12 protein-coding genes, 1 tRNA gene and 4 pseudogenes are annotated in these 19,763 nt (G+C 62.1%); 6 read left to right on the plus strand and 11 right to left on the minus strand.

The features are described 5' to 3' along the window. Positions 1-2 precede the first annotated feature (2 nt). Together KUV26_RS07855 and KUV26_RS07860 are read right to left on the minus strand one after the other, a co-directional pair. A complete protein-coding gene (locus KUV26_RS07855; protein WP_222507943.1) occupies positions 3-695 on the minus strand; it encodes a GntR family transcriptional regulator in 693 nt (230 codons plus the stop codon). A 247-nt stretch (positions 696-942) separates the two neighbouring features. Beyond that, a pseudogene (locus KUV26_RS07860) lies at positions 943-1,740 on the minus strand (IS5 family transposase). A 63-nt stretch (positions 1,741-1,803) separates the two neighbouring features. Between KUV26_RS07860 and KUV26_RS07865 the strand changes: the two are divergent. The 4 genes and pseudogenes from KUV26_RS07865 to KUV26_RS07880 all read left to right on the plus strand — a co-directional run. Further along, positions 1,804-2,283, plus strand: a pseudogene (locus KUV26_RS07865) (C4-dicarboxylate ABC transporter substrate-binding protein); the annotation flags it as partial. 80 nt (positions 2,284-2,363) lie between these two features. Beyond that, a pseudogene (locus KUV26_RS07870) lies at positions 2,364-2,892 on the plus strand (TRAP transporter small permease subunit). Positions 2,893-3,026: 134 nt separating this feature from the next. Beyond that, positions 3,027-3,317, plus strand: a pseudogene (locus tag KUV26_RS07875) (TRAP transporter large permease subunit); the annotation flags it as partial. A 3-nt stretch (positions 3,318-3,320) separates the two neighbouring features. Further along, positions 3,321-4,259 (plus strand): hypothetical protein, encoded by a 939-nt coding sequence (locus tag KUV26_RS07880; RefSeq protein ID WP_222507944.1) that lies wholly within the window; start codon positions 3,321-3,323, stop codon positions 4,257-4,259. On the opposite strand, the gene KUV26_RS07885 is transcribed toward KUV26_RS07880, so the two are convergent. The 7 genes from KUV26_RS07885 to KUV26_RS07915 form a co-directional block, all read right to left on the minus strand. Then, positions 4,243-5,145, minus strand: a complete 903-nt coding sequence (locus KUV26_RS07885; RefSeq protein ID WP_222507945.1) for a hypothetical protein — start codon at positions 5,143-5,145, stop codon at positions 4,243-4,245. The genes KUV26_RS07880 and KUV26_RS07885 overlap by 17 nt on opposite strands. A gap of 73 nt (positions 5,146-5,218) precedes the next feature. Beyond that, complete coding sequence (locus KUV26_RS07890; protein ID WP_222507946.1) at positions 5,219-6,592, minus strand: hypothetical protein; 1,374 nt, start codon at positions 6,590-6,592, stop codon at positions 5,219-5,221. Positions 6,593-6,732: 140 nt separating this feature from the next. Further along, complete coding sequence (locus KUV26_RS07895) at positions 6,733-8,301, minus strand: class I SAM-dependent methyltransferase (protein ID WP_222507947.1); 1,569 nt, start codon at positions 8,299-8,301, stop codon at positions 6,733-6,735. A 112-nt stretch (positions 8,302-8,413) separates the two neighbouring features. After that, on the minus strand, positions 8,414-10,690 hold the full coding sequence (locus tag KUV26_RS07900) for a glycosyltransferase family 2 protein (protein ID WP_222507948.1): 2,277 nt from the start codon (positions 10,688-10,690) through the stop codon (positions 8,414-8,416). A gap of 198 nt (positions 10,691-10,888) precedes the next feature. After that, positions 10,889-10,975, minus strand: a tRNA-Leu gene (locus tag KUV26_RS07905). A gap of 172 nt (positions 10,976-11,147) precedes the next feature. Next, a complete protein-coding gene (locus KUV26_RS07910; RefSeq protein WP_222507949.1) occupies positions 11,148-12,713 on the minus strand; it encodes a caspase family protein in 1,566 nt (521 codons plus the stop codon). A 223-nt stretch (positions 12,714-12,936) separates the two neighbouring features. Beyond that, positions 12,937-14,550, minus strand: a complete 1,614-nt coding sequence (locus KUV26_RS07915) for a peptidoglycan-binding domain-containing protein (RefSeq protein ID WP_222507950.1) — start codon at positions 14,548-14,550, stop codon at positions 12,937-12,939. Positions 14,551-14,657: 107 nt separating this feature from the next. On the opposite strand from KUV26_RS07915, the gene lipB reads away from it, so the two are divergent. Further along, a complete protein-coding gene (gene lipB / locus KUV26_RS07920; protein WP_222504051.1) occupies positions 14,658-15,329 on the plus strand; it encodes a lipoyl(octanoyl) transferase LipB in 672 nt (223 codons plus the stop codon). On the opposite strand, the gene KUV26_RS23595 is transcribed toward lipB, so the two are convergent. Together KUV26_RS23595 and KUV26_RS07930 are read right to left on the minus strand one after the other, a co-directional pair. Beyond that, positions 15,326-16,369 (minus strand): alpha/beta hydrolase, encoded by a 1,044-nt coding sequence (locus KUV26_RS23595; RefSeq protein WP_261399774.1) that lies wholly within the window; start codon positions 16,367-16,369, stop codon positions 15,326-15,328. The two genes, lipB and KUV26_RS23595, sit on opposite strands and share 4 nt — an antisense overlap. Positions 16,370-17,389: 1,020 nt before the next feature. After that, complete coding sequence (locus KUV26_RS07930) at positions 17,390-17,815, minus strand: HIT family protein (protein ID WP_222504052.1); 426 nt, start codon at positions 17,813-17,815, stop codon at positions 17,390-17,392. A gap of 235 nt (positions 17,816-18,050) precedes the next feature. Here KUV26_RS07930 and ctaD point away from each other — a divergent pair, with 235 nt between their 5' ends. Then, positions 18,051-19,724, plus strand: a complete 1,674-nt coding sequence (gene ctaD / locus KUV26_RS07935; RefSeq protein WP_222504053.1) for a cytochrome c oxidase subunit I — start codon at positions 18,051-18,053, stop codon at positions 19,722-19,724. Positions 19,725-19,763 lie beyond the last annotated feature (39 nt).

A 19,763-nucleotide genomic window follows, 5' to 3' on the forward strand; every position in this document is an offset into this window, starting at 1 on the left:
CCCTACTCGTCCGGAACGTAGAGCTGGGAAAAGGCAATGCGGACAGCTTCCGTCGCCTCCTCCCGGCGCTTTTCGATATGGCTGCGCATGGCCGCCACCGCGGCCTCGGTGTTGCGGGCGGCGATGCCTTTGACGATCTGGCGGTGCGCCGAGATATCGCCAGGCGCCTTGCCCCCTGCCCGGTCGCGCATGCGCTTGAGGTCGATCAGCCGGATATAGCGGATGCGGCCATTGAGGTTGTTCAGAATGCGCTGCAACTCACTGTTCCCGCAGAGCTGGGCCAGACGGGCGTGGAAGCTTTCGTCCATTGCCAACAGTTCTTCAGGGGCGGTGGCGCTTTCGTACTCCGGCTCCATCCGGTTCAGGTAATCCGCCAGTGCCGCGATGTCCTCATCAGGGGCACGTGTACAGGCCAGCCGCGTTGCCTCGCATTCAACCGCCACCCGGGCCTCATAGAGGTCCATAATGTAGCCGGGCGTCAGCGGACGGCAGAAGAATCCGCGGTTGTTCTGGAAGGTCAGGAACCCCTCGGCCACCAGCCGGTTCAGCGCCTCGCGCAGCGGCGTGCGGCTGGCGCCCAGAACCTCGGACAGCGCGCTTTCGTTGATCCGCTGGTCAGGCTTGAAGGCAAAATCCGCCGCCATCCGGCGCAGCGCCTCGTAGACCCGGTCCACATTGCTTTCGCGTTTGGCCATGTTCCCGCCATTCGTTCAATCCGTGGTGCAGACTAGGGGAGCGCCCGCCTCTTCACAATATTGAATTCGAAACTGAATACAGCTCTCAGGCCAATTGTGGGTCTCCCGCGGAATAGGTTGCCAGTTCATGTTTCAGCAAAGCGAGAAATTCTTGCCCGACTGCCGACCGCGGCCGTGATTTGCGGCGTGCCGTGACTTTGCTGCACAAATCGGTTTGTGAGCGCACGTCCCCTTTCCCTGGACGGACTTATCCTACGGGCTCTGTGACAGGTATGCCAAGAGTCGTGTAGCGGTTGAGAACCGCGACGCGGACCTAGACTACTGCGACTTGCCGCTCAAAGTCTCTCGCCATCAGGGATTGGCCGAGGAGTTTGATGCAGTTCATCTTGCTCTCGACGCGGCTTCGGCGGTGGTATCCGCTCCATCGTCGCCAGATCGCACGACCGAGGTAACGCGAAGCATTGACCGCTTCGTTGCGGGCGATGGCCCCGGCACTCGTGGGCTTCCAGAGTTTGGCATTCTTGCGCGGCGGGATCACGGCATGAGCCCCTCGCGCCGCAATCGCGTCATGAGATATTCGCGTATCGTAAGCGCCGTCTGCGGTCACCGATCCGACGCTCTGATCGGGTGGAGTTTGAACGAGTAGTTCCGGCAGCATCGGTGCGTCACCCACATTGCTGGTCGTAACCTCCACAGCCCGCACTTCCAGCGTTTCTTCGTCAATTCCTATGTGTATCTTGCGCCAGAGGCGCTTGGGCCCACAATGCTTGCGCGTTCGTCGGGAAAACAGTCCCCCGGACTGTAGAAGGCTTTGCACGAGCCCGGTCGGTTGCCGAAGCGGCATCCCGAACAGCACTTTCAGCGTCAGGCAAGTCTGGACCGCAGAGCCGCTGAAACGCTGCTGGAGACCTCGCGTGCCGCTCGGTTGTGGCTCCCAGATCATCTCCGGGTCAAACCAAATCGACAGCGTTCCGCGCTGCTTCAATGCTGCGTTATACGAAGGCCAGTTCCTGGTCTCGTACTTCGTCGGGGCCCAACTGCTCATGCTCCCCTGCTATCACTCTGGATTCACAAGATGAATCCCTCGCGGGATTTGTGCAACAAAGCCTCTTACAATAGTGCCACCTCGCGGCTGGCGGAGCTGACCGGCATGCTGCCGGTGACCCTCAAGGCGGCCGAGATCAGCCAAGCTTTCGCCACCGGCGTGGCGGACTCGATGGTCTCCTCCGGTTCCACCGGCTATGACCGCAAGGTTTGGGAGAGCCTGAATTATTTCTACGAAGCGGGTGCCTGGCTGCCGCGCAATTATGTGTTCGTTACCTCCGACGTCTGGAGGGGCACCTCCGAGGCCAATCAGAACGTGATCAAGGGCTGCGCCAGGCTGGCGGAATACCCAGGCAACTGGCGCGCCAAATAATTTACCGGCTTTACCCTGCAGGGCCTGGGCGAAGGCGGCATGACCGTGTGTCCGGCCTCTAACCGGATGGTGAGTGAACTGAAGGAAATCGGCGTCACCATGAGCACTGAATGGCTGGAAGCAGCAGCCGAAGAGGGCAAGCCCATCGTCGACGCTGTCCGCGCCGAGTAACCGGACCGCTTTGATATGGGCGGCGCGGAAGGTGCCGCCCGCAGTTTGATAAGATAAATCCCTATGGGGATGTTAGGACGGTGCTCAGGGGGCTGCGCTCCGGTCTTGATTTTCTGTACCTGGCGGCGGGGGTGCTGGCCGCCCTCTGCCTGATCGCCATTCTGGGGCTGATCGTTGTCCAGATGCTGGCCCGCTGGACCGGTGAGGTCTTCCCCGGCGCGCCGGATTAAGCAGGCTACGCGATGGCGGCGGCGGCGTTCCTGGCCTTTGCCAATGCGCTGAACCGTGGCAGCCATATCCGGGTGTCGACCCTGCTCAACGCCGTGCCCGAGGGCTTCCATCGGGCGCCGGAGTTCTGGTGCTTCGGCATCGGCACCGCGTGTGGTGTGGGACTTCTGCTTCAACCCCGAACGCTTTCTCTACTGGAGCTGTAAGTTAAACGATGTGAGCCAAGGCCAAGACCGTACGCCGCTGTAAATGCCGCAAAGCGCCATGCTGATCGGTGCGGTCATCTTAGCCATCGCCCGCACTGGCCATCTGATCCACGTGATTTTCCGCGGCGGCCACCGCATCACCCTGGATCTGGCATACCAAAGCCACGCGGAGTAAAGGCCCATCGCAAATATCTCCGTTATCATCCTCGTCCTGTTCGTGCTGTTCACCCTTCTGGGCACCGGCGTCTGGGTCGGCCTGGCACTGATGTGCGTGGCCTGGTTGGGCGTGGAGCTGTTCACCACCCGCCCCTTCAGCGCGTGATGCTAACCATGGCGGTGGTGGAGCCGATGATCCGGCAGGCGGGCATTGATCTGATTTGGTTCGGCATCTTCATCGTGGTGGTAGAGATGGCGCAGATCACCCCGCCAATCGGCTTCAACCTGTTTGTGATGCAGGGTATGACCAACCACGAGCTGAACTATATCGCGCGTGCGGCGATCCCGACATTCCTGAGCATGGTGCTGATGGTCTTTGTGCTGATTACCTTCCCGGAGCTGGCGATCTACCTGCCCGGCAACCTCAGGCCGGGGCCGGGCTAACCCGTGCTGCGCGTGCTCGCATATGCCGCCCGGCACGGGCGGGCCGCAATGGTCCTGGGGCTGCTGGCCGGGCTGTTGCTGCCCGGCCTTGCTTCTGCCCTTCAGCCCTGGCTGCCTCATTTGGTGGCCGGGCTGTTGTTCTTGAATGCCTACCGGATCGGGCTCCGCAAAGCGGCAGGCGGGCTGGCCGACGGGATTGGAACGCTCAAGGCCGTTGCCCTGCTGCAAGTCGCCCTGCCGCTCGCGGCGCTTGCGCTCGCCGCGGTGCTGGGTGTTGCGCAGACCCCTGCCGCCGTTGCACTGATCCTGATGCTGAGTGCGCCGTCTGTGACCGGCAGCCCCAATATCACCGCTCTGATGGGCCACGCGCCGGAGCCTGCCTTCCGCCTGCTGATCACCGGGACCGCGCTGATGCCGCTTACTGTGATCCCGGTGTTCCTGCTGGCCCCCGGCCTAGGTGATCTGGGCGAGGTGCTTCGCGCCGCCGGACGGCTCATCGGAGCAATTGGCCTGACGGTAACCGCGGCCTTCCTGCTGCGCCGCCTGACGCTGCCGGAGATGCACCAGGACCAGGCCAGAGCAATCGACGGTTTGACTATGATTGCGCTGGCGGTGATCGTGGTCGGACTGATGGCTGCGCTGGGGCCTGCGCTGCGCACGGACCCGGTGCTGGTACTGCAATGGCTAGGGTTTGCGCTGGTGGCCAACCTCGGCCTGCAGGTGATGGTGTTTGCCGTATCGCGCCGCCGCGCGGGCAGTGGCGCCGTGCCTGTATCCGTTGTCGCCGGCAACCGGAACTTCGCCCTCTTCCTGATCGCCCTGCCCGCAGCCACGACCGAGCCGCTGCTGATCTTCCTTGGCTGCTACCAGATACCGATGTATCTGACCGCAATACTGATGGAACCGCTTTACCGGCGGGGGACTCTCAGGACAGGAAGGTGACGCCCGGCATCTGCCGTATCAGCTCGGCATCCGCCATATACGCCTCGCTCATGTCGTCGACCAGCGCCTGCGACCAGCCGGGGAGATCGATTTCCTCCTCGATCTCCTCCTCGTCGTGGAAATAGCTCAGAAACAACGCACGCACCCGTTCCCGCTGGTCTTCTGAAAGCCCCGGACGGCTAGCCAGATAGGTCTCCAGCCGCTCATAGCCCGCCTCTGAAATGATGCCGCGGGTGATGTCCAGCTCGCCGCTGAAACGGAAACCCTCCCCCAAACCTGTCACATGGCCGAGGATGCTGGGCCAGATCACTGGCGTCTCCTCATTGCACCAGACAGTGATGCGGCAGCCCGGGTTGCGGTCCTGGATATCTTCGACCACTTCCGACCAGCGCAGTTTCAGAAAATCAGTGTCCGACGAGAACTGCTTCCAGCTTCTGCCGGACTGCGACTTGAACACCGGCCCGATTAGTGTGGCCGGGTTGCGCAATCCGAGGAAGAATTCGCAAGGGTTGCCGGGAAACAGCCCGCGCAGGCCAGCTGTATTCCTTCCCGCATTCCGGAACAGCCGGCCGCCGCTCAGCATCCAGCCCGGCACCCCCAGAAAGCTGGAGTTGGTCAGAATGATCCGGGACACCGCCTGATCCTTGACCAGCCCCGCCAGAAGCGCCTCGCGCTCCTGTTCCGTGACAAACTCATGATCCTGCTTGCGCAGCAGCTGGTTCAGCGCCGACATATAGGTGCCCGGGCGGCGGATCATGACGCCGCGCTCCAGCAGCGGTTGCGCATCCTTGCGCAGTGACCAGGTCAGCTGGCCGTTGTCGGTGTTGGGTGCCCCGACATGGAAGGCGAGGGAGATGTCCCGCATTTCGGTTTTTGCCAGGCTCATCGGTCTGTCCAGCCTCTGCCCGTTTTGTGCTCAGCAGCGCAACGGCGGCCTGCCGCACGGCCATTTGCGCATATCATAGCCGCTCCTTCATCCGGCGGAAAAACCGGTCGTCCCGCTGGCGCAAAATATACGCGCAGACCTGTTTCGCAAGGCCCGGATGGCCGCGATCCAGCGCCAGGCTGGCCAGTTCGCGCTGAAACCGGGGAAAGCCATGCCGCTTGCGCAGCAGGCGGTGGAACCGGTGCGGGGTCAGCTCCCCGGAAATGGCACCGCGGGCTACCTCCTGCAAAACACCCATCTGCTGCAGCGACGAGCCCAGCCGGTGCCCCAGCAGCGGGCAGCGCCAGAAGGTGACATTGGCACCGGTGAACCGGGCCGCATGGGCGGCATCCGGCGCCACATAGGGATCGAACATGATATGCACATCGCCTGCCGCCTGGCTGGCCAGCGCCGCATCCCCGAACGGGCCGGAGAAATCGCGGTCCCACACTTTCTTGTAGCGCATTTCCCAAGGGACAACTGCCTTGTCGAGCGTGGATTGCGGGCTGATTGCAAACACCGTGGAGCCCGGCGCCGCCGCCGCAAACGCCGCCGCCGCATAGCCGCCCATCGAGGCGCCGTAGAACACCACGCGGGAAAACTGCGCAAAGAACCCACTGTCGCGCAGTTCCTCGAACTTGCGGGCTACCTCCTGGTGGCGGAACCAGGTCCAGCCGTTGGCCATCACCCCCAGCATCGACCAGCCCTGTGCTTCGATGAAGCTGAAGCCCCAAGGCCGCCGGTCATCCCGCTTGGTCATCGCAATATCGAGATTGTCGAAGGTCACGACCAGCGTTCCGCCGCGCGGCATGTACAGGAAGGAATGCTCCTCAAGCTCATCGAAGAACCCCTCTTTTCCAGCCAGCTGGCGGGCCACCGCTGACCATTCGCCGGAGGGCGGCAGCATGTCCTGCGGTTCGGCGGAAAGAACAGCCAGTCCGTTTCGGTCTGCCTCCGGCGCCAGCAGCGTGTTGCAGCCGCCGTAGGCCTTCAGGAACGGATAGCTGCCCGACCCTTTGCGAATTTCAATGACTACACGGCTCAGCGGGTGCAGCGTGCTGTCCAGCAGCGGTTTGAAATTCTGGATCTTGTGGCGCACCCCGAAACTGTTGAGCGCCAGGATCACATCATACTGCCGGTTTCCGCTGGTGCTGCCTGCGACCCTGATGGCATCCCGATCCACGCCGCCCAGTGTGAGCCGGTCCAGCCATTCCTTCAGCTCCGTCTCGTCCGGCGTCCTGGGCTGACCCTTACGGTCGAGACAGACCAGGTCGATACCGCAGCCGTAGCGCTGGTGCAGCAGGATGCACAGCTCTGGCGCCTGGCCGTTGATATCGGCAATCGTCAGGATCTCGTCCACATCCAGCGCAGGCAGCACGGTTCTGAAGTCGAATGTGTCATTCAGCATGTGTGTTCACCCACCTTCCAACCGCCCGCCCGGCACCGGCTGCCCTGCTGCGGCGGAGCGCCGGCCGTAACGCGGCCGGCAGCGTACTGCTGCCCTGCCGGCCGGTTCTACCCGGAAAACGTTGACGAGCGGGTTACCGGTCACGGTTCCTGCCCGGCCCGGGTCAGTACGGTGGAGTATTTTCCGTGCTTGGCCAGCACCTCGACGGCGCCGAAGGTCTTCATTGCCGCGATGCCGCCAGACCCCTTGCGGATATCCAGCACGATACCGCCGCCGCTGTTGACCTGATTGCGGAACAGGTTCTCGTAGGTGGTGACGGGATAGTGAAACCCGCAGGATGCCTGGCTGTAGACCAGATCGAAGGTTCCAAGTGAGGCCGTCTCCCCGATTTTGGGATTGCAGGACGTGATTTGCTCCGGCGGCACGCCATTCCTTTCCAGGAAGGCCCGGGCGGTTTCCAGACTGGCATACCCGGCGGCTTCGCCTTGAAAGCCAAAATGGCGGCTGTTGCTGTCTTCGATATCGATCAGCGTGATGCTGCAGCCGTAGCGGCGGTGCATCAGCAGGCTTGAAAAGGCATAACCGCAGCCAATGTCGGCAGCCCGTTTGGGGGCGATGGCATCAGCAGCCTGCAGGAAATGAGCGCATTCGCGTTCGGCAATGCGCAGCGCCCCGTGCAGAATATGCTCCCGGCTGGAGCGGGCCTCGTCCAGCAGGAGCTGTTCACCGCCTGCCAGCCAGTCCCGGATTGTTTGGCCGGATTTGGCAAGTTCCGTGCGCTGCAACAGAAGGTTAGCGACATCGCGGTCGCTGAACATCGAAAAATCCAGTGTGGCCGGGTCGACCGGCTCCGCTTTGGCCGGTTCCGCCTCAGGGGCAGGCAGCAACAGATGGCGGGATTTCTCCGCATCAATCCCGTGTTTGGCCAGCAGTTCATGCACAAAGCAGCCTTCGGCAGGAACGCCGCCGTATTTGGCCGCGATATTGCGGAACCGGCGTCCCCAGAAATGGATCGACAGCGTGTCGCTGCGAATGTGCTTGCGGGCCTGGTTGGGCCGGTTCGGGTTCAGCACCACTCCGGCCTGTTTAAACGGCACCGGATAGATCACATGGCCCGGCCGCGAGTTTGAAATCTCGCCGGTTTCCTGCAGGAACCAGGTCAGCGCATCCGGCCCCCATACCCCCCACGGCAGCAGCGACACATGCACCCCCTGCCCCGCATCCTTCAGCGCCTGCAGTTCCGCTTGTTTTTCCGCGCTGTACCAGGGCGGGATGGGGTATTCATCACTGGTGAACTTCAGCATCGCCTTGAGCGTCTTGGACGTCTTCGGCAGGCGCAGCACCCCGTTGTTGACCATCGGCTTCTTGTCCGAGATCCAGCCATGGAAATGCTTGCCCTTGATGTCCCAGGGCTGGCAGCAATAGGCATCGGTGTCGGCCCAGACATAATCCGTCTGACGCAGCATATGCAGGCGGAAGACATCCGCGTGATAGGCCGGGCTGCCGGTCTTGGCATGGCGGATGATGCTGTCCGCAGGCAGGATGTCATTCGCATCCGCCATCTGCACACCTTCCGGCACACCCTTGACGTCGTCATAGGTGAACAGGGTCACCTCATGGCCGTTGTCGAGGAATGATTGCAGGCAAAGCTGTTCCAGCCAGCTGAGTTCAGCGCCCACCCAGAGTGACGCAATGGCCGGAAGTGCCATGATACCTGCCCCTTTTCAAACCCAATACACCTGACGCCTGACCGCGTCTTTTTTGTTAACGAAAATTACCCCGCCGCCGGAAGGCATGTCAATCTGCGGCGCTTCGGAAGCCTTAATGTGTGGTTTCCCCGCGCTCCACCGTGAACCAGAAATCGCTGCCCGGTTCCTTTTCGGCAATCTCGTCAGGGATCACGCCGGGGCCGCTGAGAAAGACATTGGCTCCGAAATGCGCGTGCATCCGCGACAGCTTGCACAGCTTGTCCCCGGTCAGTTCGCGGAACAGTTCAATCATGTCATCGCGGGTCTTCAGCTCCTCGATCTTCTCGCGGTGCTTACGGCAGGAGTACTCATGCGCCGCGGCAATATCCGGATCCGCCAGCAAGCGGGCCATCTCCGCTTCCAGCGCCGGGATCATCCGCTGGATCGAGCGGTCCTCCTCGGCGTTATTGTTCATGCGGAACCAGTAAGACAGCCCCTGGTCCCGGTCGACGTGGTTGACCCGGCCCCGGTCGCGCTTGACCAGGAAGCTCTCGGCGCTGCGCACTGCATAGTGGTTCAGCTGCACCAGATCATAGCCGTAGGTGCTCATCGACGAGCGCCAGCCATTGCGGAACATCTCTTTCGGCATGTCCTGTCCGGATCCGTTGACCCAGCGGATGTCTTCCCACAGTTGCGGTTTCAGCCCTTTGGGCCGGTGCACCCCCAGTTTCTTGAAAATCCCGTTGTTGCGGAACAGCGTTTTAAAGCCCCAGGCCTGATGCGGCTTGCGGGTCACCTCATGGGCGCAGCGGGTGAATTCCCGTGTAATCAGATCGCCGGTAAAGTCACGCACATCATTGTTGCCGAACAGCCTCCAGGTCATTGAGATCATGTTGGCATCGTCCACTGCCCCGAACAGATCCGCCAGCCGCCCTTCGCCGCATTTAATATTGATGAACTCATCCACATCCATGCAGATCAACCAGTCGGCGTTCCGGATGACCGGCTCGTCCTCCGCCGCTTGCAAGGCAGCGTGCTGCGGTTTCAGATCGGTACCCCGGAACGGATTTTCGCGGTGCTGGACGATGCCCTTCTCCTGCAGCATCTGCAGCATGGCGTCTGTGCCGTCGGTGCAATCATTGGTGTATACGAGGAAGTCATCCACCCCGATTGCCCGGTGATAGGCCAGCCATTCCAGGATGAACGGCCCTTCGTTCTTCATCGTTGTGACAATCGCGGTCCTGGGCTTGCCGCCAGAGCGTTTGACCGCCTGCTCCTCGGGAATGCGCACAGGCTTGGCCCCAAAGTATCCGGTGGCCAGCTCCAACAGTTCCGGAGTCTCAACCAGACTGGTCTTGGGAACGATCTTCGAGACCGTATCCGCGGGATGCCGCAGCGCCATGCAGCGGTAGAACCGCACATCCTGCACCGGGTCAGGTTCCGCACCCACCACCCGGATCAGCCGCCAGATGCAATCCTCCCCCGATTTTGCCGGCGACAGGCACCAGCGCGGCCGCAAGCCGGTAGCATCAAATTGGGTGCAGATATGATCTGCAAAGGCGGGCTCATCCCCCTTGCGCACCCGCCAGGGATAAGCCTGCACGCCGCCCAGACGCAGGCACCCCGAGGACGCGGAGGCCGCGCGGTCGAACACATTCGGCCCGCCGCCGGGAGCGATCAAGTCAAACAGATCGATGTTTGCCACGGCCCGGGCCCGTGCCAGAAAACGGGCGCGCAGAATTTCATAGATCAGGAACTCCCCCAGGGGGGCCTGCCAAGGGTCTGCGGGCGGAATCTCCATCCGGTCCTTGCCGGGCGCGCCAGGCACGTTAAACGGATGCGCCTCCGGTGGCAGCCCCGCCTTGCCCAGCGGCAGCCTGGAATGAACGACGACCACCCGCTCGAGCCCTGGAATATCTCCGGCGATCTCTTGCAGGTCCTGCACAAAACGGCGGCTGTCCTTTGGCTGCGCCCGGTCGAGGATGACCGCGCCCTGCATCCGGTGCTGCGAGACGTGGAACCGCAGCCACTGCGCCGCCGTTTCAGCCGTTTCCCCGTTTCGGACTGCGGCCAGGACGTTCAGGCCGGCAAACAGGCTGGTCTCCTCCGGCTGAAGCTGGATTTGGCGCAGAGCACCGCCTGCCGAAACGCTTGCCGTGCCGCAAGAGCTGCCCATTGGAATATCCAGAACCGGGGCGCCGCCAAAGTTATGCAGATCCGATTCGTCCTGAGTGGATATGGCAGCGGCGATGTCCCGCGCAGTTCCCGACCGGAAGAACAGCCTGGCAATCCGGCCTGTCCGGCCAGTCATTTCCACTGCGTCCAGCAGATCCGCCCCGGCAAGCGTCAGCGCGCTGAATTCACGTTCAAGGATTTTGCCGCCGCAATTCCCGGCATCTGGACTGGACATACTGCTGCATCACGTTATGAATTTCCTGCCCCCTGCTCGGCGTTCGGAGCGGTCCTCTTATAACCGGCAGGCAGAAATGCCGGAACCGGCAAACGCTGCAGGCTGGCCGCAAGAACCCCAGCATTTGATATAAGAGCAACAGGCAGGCCCGGCACATACTTGACACCGGCGTCCGCAGCTATGCTTTCAGGAAGATGATGGTGCGGTCGAGAAGACTCGAACTTCCACTCCGGTTAAGGAACAGCGACCTCAACGCTGCGCGTCTACCAATTCCGCCACGACCGCACTGTCTTAGGCTTGGTGTAGCGGCGTATAGACCAGCCCGAATGCGATGTGAAGCCGAAAATCGTCTTTTTCGGCCAGAATGTTCCCACATCTGAGCCGTTGCCGCTAAGCGCTGAAAAACAGCCGGATAATCCGGCTGTTTTTCAGTTCGGCACCTGCAGGGTGCCTGCGTTCAATTGCCATGCGCGGCCCGATGGCGGCGCAGCACCATCTCACCGGACATCTGGTCGTAGTAGGCTGGGAACTGATCATGGTTCACCGTGGCGGCCAGATCCTGCACGTCACGGCGCACCTGCTTGGCGAGCTGGTGCAGGGTCATGCCAGGCTCGGTTAACCGGGACAGCAAAGCGCGGGTGAATACAGAGTTCGGATCGGCATCATTGTCCGACAGCCGGTCCAGCGCGGTCTGGCCTGCCCCGGCGGAATAGAGGATGAAGGCCCCCTCCGGCGGCTCCATCCGCACCAGGCCGCGGCTGCCGCCGACCGAGCGCTGGCCGTCCTGCGGGAACGGGTTGTTGCGGCAGGCGTCCAGGATCATGATGGTCGAACGCGCGCCCTTGCGCTGGAACGTGCCAAGCACACGATCGGCTGCGATACTTTCACTGGTCAGAAAGCTTTCATCGCCAAGATTGACCATCGGCACATCGGCAGGCAGCAGATAGTTGCGGCCCTCGACCTCGACGCCGTGACCCGCGAAATAGAACAGCACCTCGTCGCCAGGCTTGATCTGATTCGCAAAGGTGGAGACTGCGCTGTTGATATCGCGGCGGCTGGCATCATAAAGCGTGACGACGTCAAAACCGAGCCCGGCCAGGGTGGAGCTGACCGCCTGGGCATCATTGCGCGCTTTCTGCAGGTCAGCGAGATTCCGGTAGCCGTCGACGCCGATCACCAGCGCCCGGCGCCGGATGAGCGGCGCGGTGAGGTCCTCCTGAGGCAATGCAGCCAACGTGGCCGCCGCACCGCTGCCTTGCAGGACAGTGCCGTTTTGCACAATCGCCTGACCCTGTGCTGACGCCATCACCTGCCCCTGCTGAACGAACTGCCCTTGCCGTGGCATCTGCCCCTGAGGAACGAACTGCCCCTGGTATTGCGGCTGCTGCATGCTGCCATACGTTTGAGGCGCGGCGGCAAAACCCATCTGCTGCTGGCCAAATTGGGGCTGCTGCGCCCCCTGCCCGTACTGCTGCGGCACGCCATAAGTGCCCGCGTTGCTGCCTGCCATCGTTGCCTGAGGCTGCCCATAAGGCTGTTGAGGCTGCGGCGGCATCCGTTCTGTCAGGTAGATTTTCAGTAGCCCGCGGGGACCGTCGGGGTGGGCCATGGCCTGTTGAGTGGCGAGATAGCCGCTCGCCTGGGCCCGCTGAAACGAGCTGATCAGCAAATCCTTCTCGAAATCGTTAAGCTGGCCGGTGGCCGGATAGCCCATGTAGGCTTGGTAAGTGGAGATCGCTTCCCGCGATTTGCGCCCCAGCTGCCCGTCGACGGTGCCTGCCGGGAAACCGAAGAAATTCAGCGATTCCTGGATCTGGCGCCCCTCTTGCGTGGAGGGCAGCCTGGACCGGCGCGGAGCCTTGGTGCCGGAGCGCCGCTGCTGATTTTTTGTCAAAGCGTTGCCGATGATGCCGCCGATAATAGCGCCGGCAGCAAAGTCTCCCGCATCGGCAGACACACGAGCGGCGGGCGTCAAAGCCAGCGTCAGACTCACGGCGAACGTGGAAAGCAGTTTGAACCGCATGAATACCCCCTAAGATAATGCATCAAGAAATTGCATCCAGTCTTACCCGTACACACATCCTGCGCAATTACCGGATTTCATCACCGGAACGTTAATATTCAGGCAATTAGGCCGTGATGCTTCTCAATTTTAATCATTACCTGGCCAAGCACGGCAAAGGCCGGCAGCGGTGCCGGCCTTTGCAATTTGCAAGGCGGGATCACCCGCCTCCTTAGCCATTGCCTCATTCAGATGAGAAGGACGGCAGTGCAGCCCCGCCGCCAGAGGCCTGGACCGGCTGCACACGGCCGCCAGCCAGCTCCGTCGAGGCTGCCTTGATCAATTCGGCGCGGCCCGGCTGGCCTGGAGCGAACACGGGATCCGCACCGCTTTCAAGTGCAATCACTGCCATGCTGTACCATTCCTGCGACCGCTTCACCGCATTCGGCACGCCAAACCCCAGCGCCAGATGGTGTCCGATCAGTTCCGCATACGGGCGCTGGCCGGTACCGGTCAGGATCAGCGCCGCCCCCAGCGCCACATTCATATCGTCACGCCGGTAGCCAGAGAATAGGCAGATGCCCGCGGTATTGGAAAGCTGCTCCAGCGACATTCCGGACTGCAGTACAAACTTCTGCACGTCGCCCATGACCTCGCCGCTGCCGGAGGTGCCCAGTTTGGCAAGATAAGGTTTCAAGGCGGGACCGAAAGCGTCGCACTGACTGTCGATCTGCGTCTGCGAGGCCCCCGTAACTTTGCTTGCACCGGCTTCGCCCGCGTTGATGGCATAGGTGCGGGCCAGGCAGAACTGCTCGCCCAGCGCCAGCTCCGGGTCGTTCATGCTGTCCGCCGTCATGAAACCGCCGTTTGAACTGGTCAGCAGGCTCACCTTGCTGCAATAGCTGGTGAGCGAGGCGCTTTGCTCCGGCTGGTCGAACAGGGTGATGCCGCCGAGGGCAGCGCTTTCCTGTCCAGCGAAGGCCATCACCGTGCTGCGGTTCTGCGCTGCCTGAACCGGCGTATCCGTTCCCGGATCCGCCATGCGGCACGCGCCCTGGTGGCAGGCAAAGCTGGCCGGGGTCACTCCGCGCGCCAGAAAGTCGTTGCGCTGATATCCTTGCGGCGTGGAGGCAAAGACCATCACCGAACAGTTCGACGCCCCGCACCAGAACGAACTGCCTGAGACCGAAGTGTCCAGCACATAGTCGTTACGGCCGTCGCCGTTCAGGTCGGCAAGCTGCATGAAGCCGGTGCGCTGCAGCAGCTGCTCGCCAGTCGGTTCGGAGCTGGCAGCAATCTCGTCCACCGCCTGGCTGACCTCTGGCGGCAGCCCGCCATAGCCGCCGCCGGCATAGCCGCCACCCGCAGTTCGGACACCTGCAGCCTCATCCCGCCAGGTGTGCAGCACCCCGCGCACGCCCTGCGGGCCCTGCATCGCCTTGATGACCTGCGGGCCGCCGACCTGGGCACGGTTGTAGGAGCTGACCAGGAAATTACGCTCGTAAGGCGCCAGATGGCCGGTGGCCGGGTAGCCCATGTGCACCTGATACTGGGTGATGGCCGCACGGGACCGCCGGCCCAGCACGCCATCCGCCGCGCCTGCGTTGAAACCGAAATAATTAAGCGCCACCTGGGTTTCGCGATTTTCCGCCCGGGCCGCGGAATAGGTTGGTGCGCGCCTGTATGTACTGGCAGCACGGCGCTGGCGCTGCTTGTTCTTGTGGACTTCGTTAACAATGACACCGCCGATCACGGCGCCGGCAATTGCAGCCCCCAGTTCATCCGCGATGGCGGGACCTGTGGCAGATGTTGCCAGAAATGCTGCTGTCAGGACTGGCTTGAGCGGCTTGGTAAACATGATACTCGCCCCCTATGGATACTCGCTATGGAATCAGGATACTCCACAGCCAGCGCTGGCACCTAAGGGTTTTCCGGGCAATTTAACCATCCCGCCTCTCGGAAGCGATGGAAAGGACGGCAACAGCCATGGTCGAATGGATTACATCAGACGGTTTAGTCGAATACGATCAAGCAGTTGCCTTTATGGAGCGGCGCGCGGCAGCGATCGCTGATGGGGCGGAGGATGAATGCATCTGGCTGGTTGAGCATCCGCCGCTTTATACGGCCGGCACCTCCGCCAGGCGTGAAGACCTGACTGATCCGGAACGTTTCCCGGTCTACGAGAGCAAACGCGGCGGCCAGTACACCTACCACGGTCCGGGCCAGCGGGTGGTTTATGTGATGCTGAATGTCGGCCAGCGCGGCCATGACGTGCGCCGCTTTGTGCAGCAGCTGGAAAGCTGGGTGATCGCGGCCTTGGACGAGTTCAATGTTAAGGGCCACATCCGCGAAGGCAGGGTCGGTGTCTGGGTCGAGCGCCCGGAAAAGCCGAGCACGGTTGCGGGCGGCATAGCCGAGGACAAGATTGCAGCGATCGGCATCCGCCTGCGCAAATGGGTAAGCTTTCACGGCATCTCGATCAACGTGGAGCCGGAGCTGGAGCATTTCTCAGGTATCGTGCCGTGCGGAATTACAGAGTACGGGGTGACCAGCCTGGTGGACCTGGGACTGCCTGTGACCATGGCAGACGTGGATGTTGCCCTGCAACGCAGCTTCGCCAAGGTTTTCGGCAGCTAGCTCCTCCCGCCTGAAGCTGCCGAAATATCCTGCAATGCAGTCAGCACCAGCTCCGGGAAGACATAAAACAGCAGCGCACCGGCATCCCGGCTGACGCACAGTCTGGCCTCCGGCAAGCCGCGCAGCATGCCGCGAACAGCAGAGAGCGGTGCAAGCTGATCCTCTCCGCCATGCACAAACACCGACCGGGCGCTTCGCTCCGGAAGTGCCGTTTGCGCGCCCTGCCGGAACAATTGAACATCCCCCTGAAAACCCGCCCCGCCCTGTTCCTGGAACAGCATCTGGCTTTGCCTCAAAAGCGGCTGCAGTTCCAGCTGTTCCAGCATCGCCCGCTCCTTGCTCTCGCGCAGGGTCTGCATCCGCAGCAGCGTCTTGGGGCCATGCCAGCGCAAGGCCGCAGACCAGCACTGCATCAGCACGGGCAGCATCCAGTTGACCCGGGCCGCACCAAGCGCCATCAGCCAGGCATGCCCGCCGAGCCCGGAAAACTGCCGCGGCGGGCTTATAGAGAAGTTCGACGCCACCGCGACCAGACCAGCAACCGGGCTGTTCAATCGGCTGGTTGCCAGGCAGCCAAAGAGCGCCCCGCCACGATGACAGAGCAGCACCGGCCTCTGCAGATTCTCATGCGTGATCAATGCCTCCAGCTGCTTCACGAAAGCATCTGCCGGATCCTGGCCGCGCCTTAGCGGTGCCGAACCGCCATAGCCGCGCCGCATCGGCACATAAACCCTGAATCCCAGCCTTCTAAGCTCCGGCTGCAGGCGCTGGAGCGGCGCAATACCATCCAGCATTCCATGCAAGAAGATCACCGGCTGGCCGGTTTCCGCACCAAGACGGAAGTACTGAGAGCGCTGACCGGAGCTGTCTGCAAAGGTTCCGGAAGGCGGCAACCGCTCTCCTTTGGCGATGGCCAGGTCAAGGCTGTGCTCATTCACCAGAAATGAAATCAGCCTGATCAGCTCTGCCACGCCCGGTGCCCCGGCCCGCTCCGCGGCGCGCTCCAGCCTGCAGTCCACCTTGCCCCGGGAGCTCTCCATGGCGTCTTTCAAGGCCTCAAAATCCGGCTGCTGCAATCCCAGGGCCTTGGCAACCCGTTCCGCGGCCTCCCTATGCCAAATTCCCTCCAGCCGCTCCGCCATGACCGCCACGTATGCACCGCCGCTTCCGCTCAAACAGACCGGCCTGCACAGAAACCGCTCCCCTGCACCACGGGCTGCAAGCAGCAGGACATCCTCCCAGGAGAAGTTTCCGCGGCGCACTTGCGCCAGGTAATCAGCCCAGCGGTCCGCCGCCGCTTGCGTTAGCCCCAACGCCTCGGGCAATGCCATCCCGCCGGTCACCTGGCGCGCCGCCGGCTGCGACGCATTCAGGATGCCGCCATTTACGCTTGAATCCGCCAGCAGCCAGAACCGGCTGCAGTTTCCTGAGTATGCGCCTGGGTGCGGCTGCCCCGCGCGTTGCCATTGCTGCGCCTGAATTTCAGCAGCCCGGGCAAAATGCGCCTGCAGCACTGGCGCCGTCCTGCGGCGCCCCTGCGGCTGTCGGCCCGACGCCAACAAAGCCGCGCTTGATGCGTTTTGCGGGTCGGCCGTGAACCGGTCGAACTGCTCCGGCCGGATCATCGTCTCATAAATGGCGGCCACGACCTGGCCTTGCGACAAGGTCTCCGCACTACACAAGAGAGCCACCCCTGCCCCTCCGTTACTGCTATTCGCGTCAAAGAGCACCCGCGCCCGGCGAGCTTGCAACAAGCACACAGGCGGATGCGCGCCTTCTGGCACGCAAGTTTCAGGCAGCCTGCCTGTAATCTGAAAATGCCCGGCCTATGCCGCTCCCGAAACGGACTGGCATACAGTGCCGGCCTACCCCAATTCTTGGGTTCCCATTCTTTTGGGCGCGCACGCCCTCTTTGACCTACAACCAATTTGCGAAACAGCTATGATCAAATTCAACTAAAATTCAACATTTATTTCAGATGCACAAATTTGCATTGAAAAACACCGCGGGAAGGCCGCGGTGTTTTTCACATTTCCACAAGTACGTTCAGCCCGCGAGTTTCAGCCGGCTTTAAGCGCGGCGCGGATTTTTTCAGCCTGTGCCTGAATCCGCTCCTTATCGCCCATCTGCCCCGGCGGCCGCAGCCGGTCGCCCTCGCGGCGCGGCAGGACATGCACGTGCAGGTGAAACACCTCCTGTCCGCCCGCGGCCTCATTAAATTGCTGTACAGTGACGCCATCGGCGCCGAATGCCTTGATCACGGCTTGCGACATCTTCCGCACCGTCTGCATCACCGCCGCCAGCTGCTCCGGGCTGGCATCCAGAATGTTGCGGCAAGGCGTCTTGGGGATTACCAGCAGATGCCCGTCCGCGCGCGGCATGATGTCCATGAACGCCAGCGTTTCGTCGTCCTCGTACACTCGGGTCGACGGAATCTCGCCGCGCAGAAGCTTGGCAAAAATGTTGTCGGGGTCATAAGCGGGCATGTTTCCGGCCTCCTTGTTCTGGCTGTCACCCGGTTGTGCGCCCGCCCTGCACCCAGGTCAAGCAGCCCGGTCCTGGCAATTCCCAAAGCATTCAAGTCCCTGCGGCAATAAATCTTGATCCATATCAAACTCCGCCATTGAAGGCCCCGGCGGGCCGCTCTAATACTCCCAAGGAATCCAGGCCGCCCGGAGTCCGTCTCCGGGGGCCTTTCGTTATGCAGCAGGAGGCACCTAAATGGCAGACGCAGCCATTCATGGTCACGGCCACGAGGACGAGCGGAGCTTTTTCACCCGCTGGTTCATGAGCACGAACCATAAGGATATCGGCATTCTTTACCTGATCGTCTCGGCGATTGCAGGTCTCATCTCCGTCATCTTCACCGTCTATATGCGGCTGGAGCTGATGGATCCCGGCGTTCAGTACATGTGCCTGGAGGGTGCGCGCATGTTCGCAGACGCCTCTGCGGAATGCACCCCGAACGGCCACCTCTGGAACGTGATGATCACCGCCCACGGCATCCTGATGATGTTCTTCGTGGTGATTCCGGCCCTGTTCGGCGGTTTCGGCAACTACTTCATGCCGCTGCAGATCGGCGCGCCGGACATGGCGTTCCCGCGGATGAACAACCTGTCGTTCTGGATGTATGTCGCAGGCACCTCACTGGCTGTTCTCTCGGTTGTCTCCCCGGGCGGCAATGACCAGCTGGGCTCCGGCGTGGGCTGGGTTCTGTACCCGCCGCTGTCCGTGAACGAAGGCGGCTACTCGATGGACCTGGCGATCTTCGCCGTGCACGTCTCCGGCGCCTCCTCGATCCTGGGTGCGATCAACATGATCACCACTTTCCTGAACATGCGCGCGCCCGGCATGACCCTGTTCAAGGTGCCGCTGTTCTCCTGGTCGATCTTCGTCACCTCCTGGCTGATCCTGCTGTCGCTGCCGGTTCTGGCCGGCGCCATCACCATGCTGCTGATGGACCGCAACTTCGGCTTCACCTTCTTTGACGCGGCAGGCGGCGGCGACCCGATCCTGTACCAGCACATCCTATGGTTCTTCGGCCACCCGGAAGTGTATATCGTGATTCTGCCCGGCTTCGGCATCATCTCCCACGTCATCGCCACCTTCGCGCGTAAACCCGTCTTCGGCTACCTGCCGATGGTTTGGGCGATCATCGCGATCGGCGTTCTGGGCTTTGTCGTGTGGGCGCACCACATGTACACCGTCGGCATGTCGCTGAACCAGCAGGCCTACTTCATGCTGGCCACCATGGTGATCGCGGTTCCGACCGGGGTGAAGGTGTTCTCCTGGATCGCTACCATGTGGGGCGGCTCCATCGAGTTCAAAGCACCGATGATGTTCGCCTTCGGCTTCCTGTTCCTGTTCACGGTCGGCGGTGTGACCGGCGTGGTGCTGTCGCAGGCCTCCGTGGACCGTGCCTATCACGACACTTACTACGTGGTGGCGCACTTCCACTACGTGATGTCGCTGGGTGCGGTGTTTGCGATCTTCGCAGGCGTCTACTTCTACTTCGGCAAGATGACCGGCCGCCAGTACAACGAGCTGGGCGCCCAGATCCACTTCTGGATGTTCTTCATCGGCGCCAACCTGACCTTCTTCCCGCAGCACTTCCTGGGCCGCCAGGGCATGCCGCGCCGCTACATCGACTACCCGGAAGGTTTCGCCTACTGGAACAAGATCTCCTCCTACGGCGCGTTCCTGTCCTTTGCCTCGTTCCTGCTGTTCTTCGGCGTGGTGATCTATTCGCTGCTGCGCGGCGCCCGCGTCACCCAGAACAACTATTGGAACGAATACGCAGACACCCTGGAGTGGACCCTGCCCTCCCCGCCGCCGGAGCACACCTTCGAAATCCTGCCCAAGCAGGAAGAGTGGGACCGCTCGCATTCGCACTAAGCGGCTGACAAGCTGATACAGAAAGGCCCCGGAGCTGAC

Origin of the sequence: Leisingera daeponensis, assembly GCF_019801465.1 — a bacterium.
GTDB lineage: Bacteria > Pseudomonadota > Alphaproteobacteria > Rhodobacterales > Rhodobacteraceae > Leisingera > Leisingera daeponensis_A.